The sequence below is a fragment of the Peribacillus sp. NPDC097197 genome (assembly GCF_050278025.1).
Classification (GTDB): Bacteria; Bacillota; Bacilli; order Bacillales; family DSM-1321; genus Peribacillus.
Genome location: NZ_JBNNST010000012.1, coordinates 20,528 through 34,071 on the forward strand (window position 1 = coordinate 20,528; position 13,544 = coordinate 34,071).

Below are 13,544 nucleotides of genomic sequence, written 5' to 3' on the forward strand. Positions count from 1 at the left end.
CTCATATAGAAGGCGACCGGGTTTCTTTAGAAAGGATTGAATGTATGGATATACAAGCTGCAAAGAAAAGTGTCCTTGAATTACAAACACTATTAAATCAATACAGTTATGAATACTATGTGCTGGATCAACCTTCTGTGCCGGATGCCGAATATGACCGACTTTTACGTGATCTCATCGAGCTTGAGGAAAAATTCCCCGAGTTGAAGACTCCTGATTCTCCGACGCAGCGTGTCGGCGGGGCCATCCTGGATATGTTTGAAAAAGTGGAGCACACAACACCCATGCTTAGCTTGGGCAATGCCTTCAATGAAGATGATCTACGTGATTTTGATAGAAAGGTCCGTCAGGCCGTTGGGGAGAATTATTCCTATGTATGTGAGTTGAAAATCGATGGATTGGCCGTCACTCTTCAATATGAAAATGGTTACTTCATAAAAGGGGCGACCCGGGGGGATGGAACGATTGGTGAAGATATCACCGAGAACCTGAAAACAATCAAATCCATTCCATTGAAGATAAGGAAACCAATCGGAATCGAAGTCCGTGGAGAGGCATTCATGCCGAAGAGATCCTTTGAAGGGTTGAATGCGGCGAAAGAAGAACGTGGGGAAGAACCGTTTGCGAATCCTCGTAATGCAGCAGCTGGTTCTTTAAGGCAGCTTGATCCCAAGCTTGCGGCAAAGCGGAATCTGGACATTTTTCTTTACGCCATTGCCGATTTAGGAGAAACTGGGGTTGGTTCCCATGGTGAAGCGCTGGATTTACTGGACGAACTAGGATTTAAGACGAATAAAGAACGAAAGACCTGTTCGAATATAGATGAGGTACTCGCCTATATCGAAAATTGGACAGAACAGCGTCCAAACTTGGCGTATGATATCGATGGGATTGTCGTAAAAGTCGATTCACTTGAACAACAGGATGAATTGGGATTCACGGCCAAAAGCCCAAGATGGGCAATCGCCTACAAGTTCCCGGCAGAAGAAGTGGTCACGACGCTAAGGTCCATTGAACTGAATGTTGGTCGTACGGGTGTTTTGACGCCAACGGCTGTATTGGATCCTGTCAGAGTCGCGGGCTCTACCGTACAACGGGCTTCACTACATAATGAAGATCTAATCCGGGAGAAAGATATTCGGATTGGAGACCAAGTGGTCGTAAAAAAGGCAGGCGATATTATACCAGAGGTCGTCAATGTACTAGTGGAACGCCGTACAGGTGAAGAAGTAGAATTCCAGATGCCGACTGAATGCCCTGAATGTGAAAGTGAGCTTGTGAGACTTGAAGGGGAAGTGGCCCTGCGTTGCATCAACCCTAAATGTCCCGCTCAGATTCGTGAAGGGTTAATTCACTTTGTATCACGCACTGCCATGAATATCGACAGTATGGGTGAAAAGGTCATCAGCCAGCTTTTCAAGGAAGAACTGATACACGATGTAGCCGATATATATAAACTTACGTATGATCAAGTCATTGAATTGGAACGGATGGGGGAAAAATCCGTCAATAAGTTGCTTCAAGCGATAGAGGCATCTAAAAGCAATTCACTTGAAAAGTTGTTATTCGGTCTTGGTATCCGACATGTCGGTTCGAAAGCCGCGAAGACGCTAGCACGGGAGTTCGGCACCATGGATGCCCTGAGCAAGGCAAGCCGCGAACAGTTAACGGGAATCAACGAAATTGGTGAAAAAATGGCCGATTCAGTCGTTGCGTATTTTGAGCAAGAAGAAGTTCATGCGTTGCTAGAGGAGTTGAAATCAGCGGGTGTGAATCTGGCCTATAAAGGGGTTAGAGCCATTCCAGTGGAAGAAATCGATTCTATATTTGCAGGGAAAACGGTTGTTTTGACCGGGAAACTACATCAGCTTACACGCAATGAAGCAAAAGAGAAATTAGAAGCACTGGGTGCCAATGTCGCTGGAAGTGTCAGCAAGAAGACTGATTTGGTTGTGGCAGGCGAAGATGCTGGATCAAAGCTTGAAAAGGCAGAGAGCTTAGGTGTCCTAGTGTGGGATGAAGAGAGACTAATCGAGGAATTTACTAAATAAGAGGTGTAGGCTATGAGGAAACACTCCATTTTGGGAATGCTTCTTATCCTACTGCTTGCTGGTTGTGCACCAAGTTTCGATGATGAGCAAGAGGTAGTGAAAGATTCCAAGGACAAAGAGGAGACAGCAATCATTCCGAAATACAAAATTTCGGATGAATATTATCAAACGATTCTTCCATTTGAGCCATCAAAGGCCCGCGGTTTGGTTGTATCGAATTTAAACACTCGATACGATATAGAAGAATTTGAAAACGGACTTATGCGATTGGCGCAAAATCAGTTTAATCCAGACGATTATTTGTTCCAAGAAGGACAAATGCTTGACAGTTCGACGATTTCATCTTGGCTGAACAGAAAATACACAAAAAGCCAGTTGAAAGAAAAAGACTTGAAAGCCAGTGAGAATCTAGGCTTGAACCCTGTAGATACAGGTAAGGGCGACATTGATAAACGGAATGAAGAAAACCCAATCTATCTAGCTCATATTCTGGAACATAATTACTTGACGAAAACGGAAGATAATAAAGTCAGCCTTGGCGGTGTCGTCATCGGCCTTGCCTTGAATTCGGTTCATTATTATCAAAAAGAAGCATACGGTGCCACGTATGAAACCAAAATAGATAGTAAGGAACTGAAAAGAGAAGGAGAACAAATCGCGGAAGAAGTCCTGAAACGATTACGTAAAACGGAAAAATTAAAGAATGTGCCGATTACGATTGCCCTTTTCGAACAGAACGAGAAATCTTCCGTCGTCCCTGGGAATTTCATATCCTATACGAATATCGAAAAAAGCTCTAATGAAATCAAGAAATGGAACAGTGTAGATGAAAAATACTACCTATTCCCTTCGACAAAAGCAGAAAAAAAATATAGGGACGACGTCAACACCTTCACCAATTTCAAAGAGGATGTCGAAGAGTATTTCCCTAACTTCAATGGCGTAATAGGCCGGGCCTTTTATATGGACAACCAATTACAGAAGTTGAACATCGACATACCCATTCAATTCTATGGGAATTCCGAAGCTATCGGCTTCACTCAATATGTAGCGGGTCTCGTGATGGAACGTTTTCCAAAGTATATTTCCGTGCAAGTATCAATTACTTCGGTCAACGGACCAGAAGCACTCATCGTCCGTCAGGCAAATCAAGACGAACCGACTGTGCATATATACGAATAAAGGAAAAGGAGGAGATGGAGCCTGATATGGCCCCATCTTCTTTCATGATTAGTAAGGGGTTCTGGAGAGATACGAGGTATCTTGGAATTCCGCCAGGGAATTTCCGACAGCATTCTCATATTTCCCGGAAAATACTTCTTTTTCCTTTGAAAATTTTGAAATTCGACATTGCAACTCTTGTTGCTTTACTGTGTAATAGTTTGATATGATTTAAACGATGATTTTCTGGAGAAAAGCGACTAGATTCAGTGGCTTTGGATATTTTGGAGGTGAAGAGAATGTCACGTATAACTATGGACCAAGTTAAGCACGTTGCCCATTTGGCACGTTTGGCAATTACGGAAGAAGAAGCAGAAAAATTCCAACATCAGCTTGATCAAATGATTTCATTTGCTGAACAGTTGAATGAACTTGATACAGACCAGGTAAAACCGACTTCTCACGTTTTGGATATGAAAAATGTAATGCGTGAAGATGTAGCGAAACCAGGACTACCGGTGGAAGAAGTAGTCAAGAATGCACCAGATAGCAAAGATGGTTATATCCGCGTACCATCTATAATGGAATAAGGAGGGACAATGATGTCGTTGTTCGAACAAAAGGTTTCCGAGCTTCATGAACGTTTACATAATAAAGAAATCAGTGTTACTGATCTTGTTAACGAATCGTATGAACGGATCGGACAGGTAGAAGACAAGGTGCAGGCATTTTTGACATTAGATGAAGAAAACGCCCGCAACCAAGCAAAAAAAATGGATGACCAATTAGCTAAAGGCGAGAGTCAAGGCGTCTTGTTCGGTATGCCGATTGGTGTAAAAGATAATATTGTCACAAAAAATTTACGGACTACATGTGCAAGTAAAATATTGGAGGACTTCAACCCAATATATGATGCGACTGCCGTTCAAAAATTACAAAGTGCTGAAACAGTGACGATTGGTAAGTTGAACATGGATGAATTCGCGATGGGATCTTCAAATGAGAATTCAGCTTATAAGGCGACTCGCAATCCATGGAATACGGATTATGTACCAGGTGGGTCTTCAGGCGGTTCAGCTGCCTCTGTCGCTGCTGGTGAAGTCCTGTTCTCATTAGGTTCGGATACAGGTGGTTCGATTCGCCAACCAGCTGCTTATTGCGGAGTCGTTGGCTTAAAACCTACATATGGACGGGTATCCCGTTTTGGGCTTGTGGCATTTGCTTCTTCATTAGACCAAATTGGTCCGATTACAAGAACGGTTGAAGATAATGCATATTTACTTGAAGCGATTTCTGGTGTCGATCCAATGGATTCCACATCGGCTAACGTGGATGTGCCAAGTTTTGTGAATTCATTAACAGGCGATGTTAAAGGATTGAAAATTGCCGTGCCAAAGGAATATCTTGGTGAAGGCGTTGGGGAAGAGGCACGCAACTCCGTGCTTGAAGCCTTAAAAGTATTAGAAGGACTTGGAGCAGAATGGGAAGAGGTTTCATTGCCGCATTCTAAATACGCTCTAGCGGCCTACTACCTGCTTTCTTCATCTGAAGCGTCTGCCAACCTTTCTCGTTTTGACGGGGTTCGTTATGGCCACCGTACGGATAATGCCGAAACGCTAATCGAAATGTACAAGCAAACACGTGCGGAAGGTTTCGGTGATGAAGTTAAACGCCGTATCATGCTTGGAACGTTCTCCTTAAGCTCCGGCTATTATGATGCTTATTATAAAAAAGCTCAAAAAGTCCGTACATTAATCAAAAAAGACTTTGAAGATGTATTCGAAAAATATGATGTCATCGTGGGACCAACCACGCCTACACCAGCATTCAAAATCGGTGAGAAAGTCGATGATCCATTAACGATGTATGCGAATGATATTTTGACGATTCCAGTCAACCTTGCGGGTGTACCAGGCATTTCGGTACCATGCGGATTCGCGGCTAACGGTCTACCACTTGGTCTACAAATGATCGGGAAACATTTTGATGAAAGCACGATTTATCGCGCAGCTCACGCTTTTGAGCAAGCAACAGATTTTCATAAACAATTTCCTAAGCTGTAAGGGGTGAAATAAATGGACTTTGAAACGGTAATTGGTCTAGAAGTACACGTAGAATTAAAGACAGATTCAAAAATTTTCTCAAGCAGCCCGAATCATTTCGGTGCTTCTCCAAATAGCAATACGACTGTCATTGATCTTGGTTATCCTGGGGTGCTGCCAGTCGTCAATAAAAAGGCTGTTGATTTTGCAATGAAGGCAGCCATCGCGCTGAATTGTGAAATCGCAGAGATTACGAAATTCGACCGTAAAAATTATTTTTATCCAGATAATCCGAAAGCCTATCAAATTTCACAATTTGATCAACCAATCGGGGAACATGGATGGATTGAAATCGAAGTCGGCGGAAAGAAAAAGAAAATCGGCATTACCCGTATCCATATGGAAGAAGATGCAGGGAAACTTACGCATAAAGGCAACCATTCTCTATGTGACTATAACCGCCAAGGTACACCACTTGTTGAAATCGTATCCGAGCCGGATATCACGTCTCCAGAAGAGGCCTATGCTTATCTTGAAAAGTTGAAATCCATCATACAATACACGGGTGTTAGTGATTGTAAAATGGAAGAAGGCTCACTTCGTTGTGACGCCAACATCTCCTTGAAACCGGTTGGTCAAAAGGAATTCGGTACGAAAACGGAACTGAAGAACTTGAACTCGTTCAACTTCGTTCGTAAAGGACTTGAGCATGAAGAAATCCGCCAAGCCGAAATATTGAATGAAGGTGGCGTCATTGAACAAGAAACACGCCGTTTCGATGAAGCTACAGGTAGAACGGTTCTGATGCGTGTCAAAGAGGGATCTGATGATTATCGTTACTTCCCGGAACCAGACTTATTGACGATCCATATCGATGAGGAATGGAAAGCACGCATTGCTGCGGAAATTCCTGAACTGCCGGATGCACGGAAAAAGCGGTATGCTGAAGAGTTTGGCTTACCGGAGTATGATGCGGCTGTTCTTACCGTAACAAAAGAAATGGCTGATTTCTTTGAAGCATCGGTTGCAGCAGGTGCGGATGCAAAACTGGCGTCAAACTGGATCATGGGTGAAGTTTCTGCATTCTTGAATGCTGAAGGAAAAGAACTTCACGATGTGGCATTGACTGCCGAGTCATTGGCAGGCATGATCAAACTTATCAAAGATGGCACAATTTCTTCTAAAATCGCGAAAAAGGTATTCAAGGAATTGATTGAAAACGGCGGTGACGCTGAAGCTATCGTTAAGGAAAAAGGACTTGTCCAGATTTCTGACGAAGGTGCGTTAAAGACAGCTGTTGAGGAAGCCTTGAATAATAACCCTCAATCGATTGAAGACTTTAAAGCGGGTAAACAAAAAGCTATTGGATTCCTTGTCGGACAAATCATGAAAGCGACAAAAGGACAAGCCAATCCACAACTTGTAAATAAAATCTTGATTGAAGAAATCAATAAACGCTAATCGATGGCCGTATCACTTCCGGGTGGTACGGTTTTCTCATGGAGAATAGTACATGCAGAAAAAAATTTATTTAGGAGTTATCTGTAGGGATAACTCCTTTTTGTCTCGTCTATAACATGAAAGCTTAAATGAAAGGGGGGAGAGAAGTGACAGATGCGTTAGTGGAGAAGGTAAGAAGTGGGAATGATCATGCTTTCCGCATTTTGATTGAAACGTATAAAGAATCGGTTTTCAGGACGGTTTATTCCGTCCTGCACAATCAAAAGGATGCTGAAGATGCCACACAGGAAGTCTTCATCAAAATCTACACTTCTCTTCCCCAATATCAAAATCAAGGGTTCAAAACGTGGTTGACGCGAATAGCCGTCAATCATGCGATAGACTTGAAGAGGAAACGAGACCGGAAAAAGGAAGTATCGCATGAGGAACAGCCATCAGAGGGGCATCTAGGTTTATCCGAAGATGTTGAGGCACTATTCTTCCAGAATGAAAGAAGAAAACTGGTGCTACAAAAACTTGATGACCTTCCAGCTGGATACCGTGAAGTGGTGCACGACTTTTACATAAAGGAAAAAACTTATCAACAAATTGCCGAGGAACAGCAAATCCAAGTGAAATCGGTTGAAGTAAAGCTTTACCGGGCAAGAAATTGGATGAAAAAACATTGGAAAGAGGAGGATTTTTCATGAAACATGTTTCTGTAACAGAGTGGACTGCGTATATCGCAGATGAAATCCCGGATGCTCTAAAAGTAGAATATGAAAATCATCTGTACTCCTGTGACGATTGTTTAACGCATTATATGGAAGCGCTAGAAAGAGAAGAAAGTGTTCGGCCTAACGAGGAACTGGATATCGCGGATAGCGTGATGAACACGATTGCAGCACTCAAAACCGTGCCATCCGCAGAGGATGAAACAAAGAACACCCGTTCAATGAGGACCATTACAAAACACTATTTGATTGCGGCAGGCTTTACTGTGTTACTGATGGCGAGTGGAGCCTTTCACTCTTTGACTAAATACGTCGATAACGTGGAGTCTGGGGCTATAAAAGAAACGCCGCCGGTAACAGACGGACTGATTGATAAAACATTTAACTGGATGGATGATATCGAAAAGAAAAATAAGGAGGGGTTTAAATATGAATAAAAGTCCGGTGTTAGCCTTTATATTGTCGTTTTTCCCCGGGGCCGGCCATTTCTACTTGGGCAGGATCTTCAAAGGGCTATTTTATTTTTTGGCTACGGTAGGATTAGGGGCTATAGGGATCCTACTAGCCGTAGTTAGTCAAGATGATGGTTTCCTTGCTATTTCGATTTTGGGAGTCTTCGTGTACCTCATCAGCATTTTTGATTTGGTGGTTACTTCTTTAAGAGGGGCAAACAATAAATCAGGCTCGGAAGGCAGTAGCATGGTTCAGCCTGAGGCCGAAAGGTTCTATGTGATCGTCTTGTCATTCGTACCGGGCCTGGGCCATTTTCAGCTCGGTCTCATGAATCGCGGGCTCACGTTTTTGATTGGGTTCCTGGGGCTCGGCGTTATGGTGATTTTCATAACGGCAATGACCCATATAGATGGCTTGTTAATATTCATGGCTCTTTTACCGGTGATTTGGGTGTACAGCTTTTTTGATGGCATCCAACAGCTGAACAAAAAGCAAAAAGGGGAAGAGCTGGTTGACCGGTCGGTTTTAGAAGATTTGGAAGAGAGAAGGGAATCCGGCAAGAAGAGTAAATCGGTTGCCACATTATTCTCCGTATTCCCAGGTGCAGGCCACTTATATTTAGGCTTACAAAAACGTGGAATCCAATTAATGGCAGGTTTCTTATTCGCCATCTATATCCTGGATTTACTTCGATTGGGGTTTTTCTTCTTTCTCATTCCAATCATCTGGTTTTATAGCTTTTTTGATGGCTTGCAAAAAGCATCCAAAATGGATGAAGGACCACTGGTGGACACGCCAATCATTACAGGCATTGCCCATCAACAAAAGTGGTTCGGCTATGGTTTGGTGGCTATAGGCGTTTATTTCTTCGCGAGCAATATCATAGTACCCGCAGCAGCCCCATATTTACAGCAATGGCTAGGTGATAACTTTGAGTATTGGTTTAGGGATTATTTTCAAAAAGGGATTGTATGTGTCCTATTAATAGGCGGCGGAATCAAATTGCTGTCTGGAAGTAAGAAAGAGAAAGTTAGGGGGGAAACAAAATGAGAACATGGAGAGTTGGGACGGTGTCAATGGGTGTGGCCCTAATCGGGTTAGGCGTACTTTTGTTGCTTTCACAGATTTCAGATATGAGTTTGACGACGATCCTTTTATCCTGGTGGCCGCTTCTTTTCATCATTTTAGGAGGCGAGATCCTCTTTTATATCTATTATTCAAGGAAAGAGAGTTCTTTCGTGAAATATGATTTTATTAGTATCATTTTTGTAGGACTGCTTGGAATGTTGGGGATTGCTTTACTTTTGCTAACATCAAGCGGCGTGATGGAACAGGTGACGGCAGCGGTGAAAAGCGAGGAAAAAACCGTCGATTTGCCTGGCTTCAATGAAAAAGCCGGGAAAGAAATTCAGCGGGTCGTATTGGATCCGGGATACTACCCTCTAACGGTTGAAGGAGGGAGCAATGAGAATGTTTCCATTTTTGGCACGTACGATGAACGTGTAATGGAAGATAGTGAGTCACTATTAAAAGAGGCTGAAGACTATCTAATGGTGGAAAGGAAAGGCGATACACTTTATATCAGTTTGAAAGATCTTCCCGTTCAAAATGGACTGCTGGGTGGAGATAGGATGAACCTTGAAGCAACGCTCATCATACCTGCCGACCTGGCTTTGGAAGTCGAGGGAAAAGACACAGACCTCACTTTAAAGCCGAGAGAACTAGTTAACGATTGGAATGTAGATGATGCAGGTTCTCTTACTGTCTATCTACAGGAAAAAAGCGATATAACGATACAGGCATTTGGAGTCGAAGAGCTGGAAGGGCCAAAAGATAGCTGGAAATCTGTCAGCGTGAAGACGGAAGATGATGAAGATAGCGACGTAAAGAATGGTACGTTGAAATTTGGCAAAGGACGTCATACCTTGACGATTTCAGATTCTTATAACGTGAACGTTCGGTATCATTAATTAAGACTAGATACTAGAATAAATTCATAAAAAGCTATATAATTTCTCTGATAAGATAGCAGATATGAATAAATAAGGATGGGCCAGCTTACGGTCCTTTTTTTTGAGGGAAATTGCTTTTCGTGAAGTGAAGGATTATTATGTAACTTATGGAATCAATACGTATAAGGATGATGGGAAATGAAAAGAGCGAGGTTAATTTATAACCCGACATCAGGACGGGAAGCCATCAAGAAAAGTTTACCAGCGGTGCTCGCCAAGCTAGAGGCAGCTGGATACGAGGCTTCGACACATGCAACTACCGGTGCTGGTGATGCAACGAACGCTGCCAAAATTGCCATCGAACGCGGATATGATATCGTTATCGCAGCGGGCGGAGATGGTACAATCTATGAGGTGGTAAACGGGCTTGCCGATGCAGAAAAACGCCCGAAATTAGGAATCATTCCGACGGGAACGACGAATGATTTTGCACGGGCATTGCATTTACCGAAATCCATTGAGGGCGCAGCCGATATCATTGCCAATGGGCATACGATGCCGATTGATATTGGAAAGATGAATGAGAAGTACTTCATCAATATTGCAGGCGGAGGACGATTGACCGAATTAACTTACGATGTACCAATCAAGCTCAAAACAATGCTGGGACAGCTGGCCTACTATATTAAAGGAATCGAGATGTTGCCTTCCATCAAACCGACGGAAGTGTCGATAGAATATGATGGAAAGCTTTTTGAAGGCGAAATCATGTTGTTTTTAGTAGCTAACACGAACTCTGTCGGCGGTTTTGAAAAATTGGCACCAGATGCATCGCTCAATGATGGGATGTTCACGCTGCTAATATTGAAAAAAGCAAATCTTGCAGATATCGTCCGCATTGTTACGTTGGCCATGCGCGGAGAACATATCCATGATAGAAATGTCATCTATGTAAAAGCCAATAGAATCAAAATTACATCAAAAAAAGAAATGATGCTCAACCTAGATGGGGAATTCGGTGGTATGGCACCAGCTGAATTCGTTAACCAGTATCGTCATTTCGATGTTTTCATTCCACAAGGCATTTTGGCGGATGACCCGGAAAATAAATAATCAATAAAGGTCACTTCACATTGAGTGGCCTTTTCATTTTATTCTAGTAAGGAGATTGAGGAACGTGACTATCAGAAGAGCAACTAAAGAAGACGCAGAAAAGGCAGCAATATTAATACGTTTTGCCATCAAGGAAATAGCCGAAACACTTACCGGTGAAACGAAGGAAGAAAAAATACTTGCTGTTCTTGGGGATTTTTTCAGAAGCAGTGGAAACAGAATGAGTTATGAAAATACGTTGGTGTATGAACAGGATGGGCAAGTGGCTGGATTGATCATCGCCTATCATGGAAAAGATGCCGTGGCCTTGGATGAACCGATAGCGGAACGATTAAGAAGGAAAAAGAATGACCCAAGCATTAACATCGACAAAGAAGCGGAGATGGAAGACTTCTATTTGGATACAATAAGTGTGGATCCCGATTTTCGCGGCAAAGGTATTGGGACATCTTTAATTCATCAAATGGAAGCGTTCGGAGTAGAGAAGGGATATCCAAGTATTTCATTAATTGTTGAAGATGTTAATCCCGATGCAGGGCGTCTTTATAAACGATTAGGATACAAAAAGACGAAGATGATTAGAGTGAGTGACGGGGAATTTGCCTATATGGTCAAGGAACTAGAAAAAACCCCAGTATAAACTGGGGATCAGGCTTGCAGATGTAAGGATTGACCCTTCTATGTTTGCTGTCCATTCATGGCAGCCCAGTCGGCATATGCGCCGGAACCATTGCAGCCGGGACAGTCGTGGATATCTGAAAAATGATACTCCGTCGGTACAAAAGAGCTGTATCCCCGACCGTAACAATCTGGACAAAGGCCTTTTTCTTCCATGCTTGCTCGATGTTTTTCTAGCCTGTTTGAGTTCCAGTCTGATATGGAGCTGAATAAACCCATTTCTTCACCTCATTCACTTTTCCTTACTTTTCTCGATCCTGCGCCGTTTTATGCACAAAACGATGAATTAATCAGGAATTCTTTTTCTATATTTTTATGAGGAATAGCGTGAATTGGTGAGTCATTTTGTGGCAAGGCTATGTTTGTGGTAAAATACAGGTTAGCTTAAAAAAGAAAAGAGAAGATGATATGAAAACAACAACACCTGTTAATAAGAATGATATTATAGAGGTTTTATTCGAAGATTTAACGCACGAAGGTGCTGGAGTAGCTAAAGTTGATGGCTATCCGATCTTCGTTCAGAACGCGCTACCTGGTGAAAAAGCAAAAATTAAAGTCTTGAAGGCCAATAAAGGATATGGATTCGGACGTTTGATGGAAATTATCGAAAATAGTCCATATCGCGTGGAGATCCCTACTGAAGACTATAACAAGTATGGTGGCTGTCAACTGCAACATATGAGTTATGAAGGTCAATTGGAGTTTAAGGAAAAACAAGTGCGTGACGTGATGACCCGCATTGGAAAACTTGAGGATGCGACGGTTTATCCGGTTATTGGGATGGAAGATCCTACCCATTACCGTAATAAAGCGCAAGTGCCTGTCGGGGAGAAAGATGGCAAGCTGATTGCAGGGTTCTTTAAACCACGTACACATGAAATTGTGGAAACAAAAGAAAGCATCATTCAGAATGAAGTGATTAGCGAAGCTGTTCAGGTTGTGAAGGAAGTCTTTAGTCATCTGGGAATTCCTGCTTACAATGAGCAAACACATAAAGGTGTTTTGCGTCACATCATGGCTCGTTATGCTAAACAAACGGGTGAGCTAATGATCGTGCTTGTTACACGGACCAGGAGTATCCCATTCATCGAAACCATCATGAAGGAAATCACTGACCGACTTCCACAGGTGAAATCAATCGTTCAAAACGTGAATACGAAGAAGACGAATGTCATTTTGGGAGAAAAAATGTTCGTGCTTTGGGGTAACGAAGTAATCTATGACATGATTGGCGACGTGAAATTTGCGATTTCGGCTAAATCCTTCTACCAAATCAACCCGGACCAAACGAAAGTCCTTTATGATAAGGCGCTGGAGTATGCTGGATTAACGGGAGAAGAAACCGTGATTGATGCCTATTGTGGCATTGGTACTATTTCCTTATTCCTGGCCCAAAAAGCGAAAAAGGTCATCGGCGTGGAAGTGGTGGAAGAAGCAATAGAAGACGCACGCCGCAATGCAGAACTGAATGAGATTACGAATGCCGAATTCGTTGTTGGTGATGCAGGAAACGTGATTGCTGAATACTATCAAAAAGGTAATACAGCAGACGTCATCGTCATGGACCCACCGCGCAAGGGCTGTGAAGAAACGCTTCTAAATACCATCATTGAGATGAAACCGAAGAAAGTCGTTTACGTATCTTGCAACCCAGGAACATTAGCCCGGGACCTTCACATTTTGGAAGAAGGCGGATATAAAGCTGTTTATGTCCAACCTGTTGATATGTTCCCGATGACAACGCATGTTGAAAATGTTGTGTTATTAGAGTTAAAGTGAATGTGAATAATTGTCTTTAATAGAAAATGAATGCCGAAGCAGGATCCAATAAGGGTCCTGCTTTTTGATTTTTTTTCATTTACCCATTCTTGTCTTTACGATTGGGACATATATTAAGGAATATCGAATAGGGGGCAAGGT

12 protein-coding genes are annotated in these 13,544 nt (G+C 42.6%); all 12 read left to right on the forward strand.

The genetic code is table 11. The features are described 5' to 3' along the window. The first annotated feature begins 44 nt into the window (after positions 1-44). The 12 genes from ligA (at position 45) to rlmD (ending at position 13,403) form a co-directional block, all read left to right on the forward strand. Positions 45-2,051 (forward strand): NAD-dependent DNA ligase LigA, encoded by a 2,007-nt coding sequence (ligA, locus tag ACQKL6_RS15470; RefSeq protein WP_402958614.1) that lies wholly within the window; start codon positions 45-47, stop codon positions 2,049-2,051. Between the two features lie 12 nt (positions 2,052-2,063). Beyond that, positions 2,064-3,233, forward strand: coding sequence for a CamS family sex pheromone protein (locus tag ACQKL6_RS15475; RefSeq protein ID WP_402872244.1), 1,170 nt, complete (start codon positions 2,064-2,066; stop codon positions 3,231-3,233). A 278-nt stretch (positions 3,234-3,511) separates the two neighbouring features. After that, on the forward strand, positions 3,512-3,802 hold the full coding sequence (gene gatC / locus ACQKL6_RS15480; RefSeq protein ID WP_402872241.1) for an Asp-tRNA(Asn)/Glu-tRNA(Gln) amidotransferase subunit GatC: 291 nt from the start codon (positions 3,512-3,514) through the stop codon (positions 3,800-3,802). Between the two features lie 12 nt (positions 3,803-3,814). Beyond that, a complete protein-coding gene (gene gatA / locus ACQKL6_RS15485) occupies positions 3,815-5,275 on the forward strand; it encodes an Asp-tRNA(Asn)/Glu-tRNA(Gln) amidotransferase subunit GatA (protein WP_402872237.1) in 1,461 nt (486 codons plus the stop codon). Positions 5,276-5,287: 12 nt separating this feature from the next. Next, the gene (gene gatB, locus ACQKL6_RS15490) at positions 5,288-6,715 is read left to right on the forward strand and encodes an Asp-tRNA(Asn)/Glu-tRNA(Gln) amidotransferase subunit GatB (protein WP_402872234.1); all 1,428 of its coding nucleotides are present in this window, start codon (positions 5,288-5,290) and stop codon (positions 6,713-6,715) included. Between the two features lie 146 nt (positions 6,716-6,861). Beyond that, positions 6,862-7,404 carry a sigma-70 family RNA polymerase sigma factor gene (locus ACQKL6_RS15495; protein WP_427591653.1) on the forward strand — a complete coding sequence of 181 codons (543 nt, stop codon included), beginning with the start codon at positions 6,862-6,864 and terminating at the stop codon, positions 7,402-7,404. After that, entirely contained in the window at positions 7,401-7,865 is a 465-nt protein-coding gene (locus ACQKL6_RS15500; protein ID WP_403124313.1) for a hypothetical protein, read from the forward strand. The genes ACQKL6_RS15495 and ACQKL6_RS15500 overlap by 4 nt, the downstream gene beginning before the upstream one ends. Continuing rightward, positions 7,858-8,931, forward strand: coding sequence for an NINE protein (locus ACQKL6_RS15505; RefSeq protein WP_407407813.1), 1,074 nt, complete (start codon positions 7,858-7,860; stop codon positions 8,929-8,931). The genes ACQKL6_RS15500 and ACQKL6_RS15505 overlap by 8 nt, the downstream gene beginning before the upstream one ends. Continuing rightward, a complete protein-coding gene (locus tag ACQKL6_RS15510; protein ID WP_402958608.1) occupies positions 8,928-9,851 on the forward strand; it encodes a LiaF transmembrane domain-containing protein in 924 nt (307 codons plus the stop codon). The genes ACQKL6_RS15505 and ACQKL6_RS15510 overlap by 4 nt, the downstream gene beginning before the upstream one ends. Before the next feature lie 180 nt (positions 9,852-10,031). Continuing rightward, the gene (locus ACQKL6_RS15515; protein WP_402872220.1) at positions 10,032-10,946 is read left to right on the forward strand and encodes a diacylglycerol kinase; all 915 of its coding nucleotides are present in this window, start codon (positions 10,032-10,034) and stop codon (positions 10,944-10,946) included. Between the two features lie 64 nt (positions 10,947-11,010). Further along, on the forward strand, positions 11,011-11,586 hold the full coding sequence (locus tag ACQKL6_RS15520; RefSeq protein WP_402872217.1) for a GNAT family N-acetyltransferase: 576 nt from the start codon (positions 11,011-11,013) through the stop codon (positions 11,584-11,586). A gap of 446 nt (positions 11,587-12,032) precedes the next feature. Beyond that, complete coding sequence (gene rlmD / locus ACQKL6_RS15525) at positions 12,033-13,403, forward strand: 23S rRNA (uracil(1939)-C(5))-methyltransferase RlmD (protein WP_427591652.1); 1,371 nt, start codon at positions 12,033-12,035, stop codon at positions 13,401-13,403. Positions 13,404-13,544: the final 141 nt, after the last annotated feature.

Coding starts and splice junctions, on each gene's coding strand:
- ligA (WP_402958614.1), top strand. CDS start 45: ATGGATATACAAGCTGCAAAGAAAAGTGTCCTTGAATTACAAACACTA.
- ACQKL6_RS15475 (WP_402872244.1), top strand. CDS start 2,064: ATGAGGAAACACTCCATTTTGGGAATGCTTCTTATCCTACTGCTTGCT.
- gatC (WP_402872241.1), top strand. CDS start 3,512: ATGTCACGTATAACTATGGACCAAGTTAAGCACGTTGCCCATTTGGCA.
- gatA (WP_402872237.1), top strand. CDS start 3,815: ATGTCGTTGTTCGAACAAAAGGTTTCCGAGCTTCATGAACGTTTACAT.
- gatB (WP_402872234.1), top strand. CDS start 5,288: ATGGACTTTGAAACGGTAATTGGTCTAGAAGTACACGTAGAATTAAAG.
- ACQKL6_RS15500 (WP_403124313.1), top strand. CDS start 7,401: ATGAAACATGTTTCTGTAACAGAGTGGACTGCGTATATCGCAGATGAA.
- ACQKL6_RS15505 (WP_407407813.1), top strand. CDS start 7,858: ATGAATAAAAGTCCGGTGTTAGCCTTTATATTGTCGTTTTTCCCCGGG.
- ACQKL6_RS15510 (WP_402958608.1), top strand. CDS start 8,928: ATGAGAACATGGAGAGTTGGGACGGTGTCAATGGGTGTGGCCCTAATC.
- ACQKL6_RS15515 (WP_402872220.1), top strand. CDS start 10,032: ATGAAAAGAGCGAGGTTAATTTATAACCCGACATCAGGACGGGAAGCC.
- rlmD (WP_427591652.1), top strand. CDS start 12,033: ATGAAAACAACAACACCTGTTAATAAGAATGATATTATAGAGGTTTTA.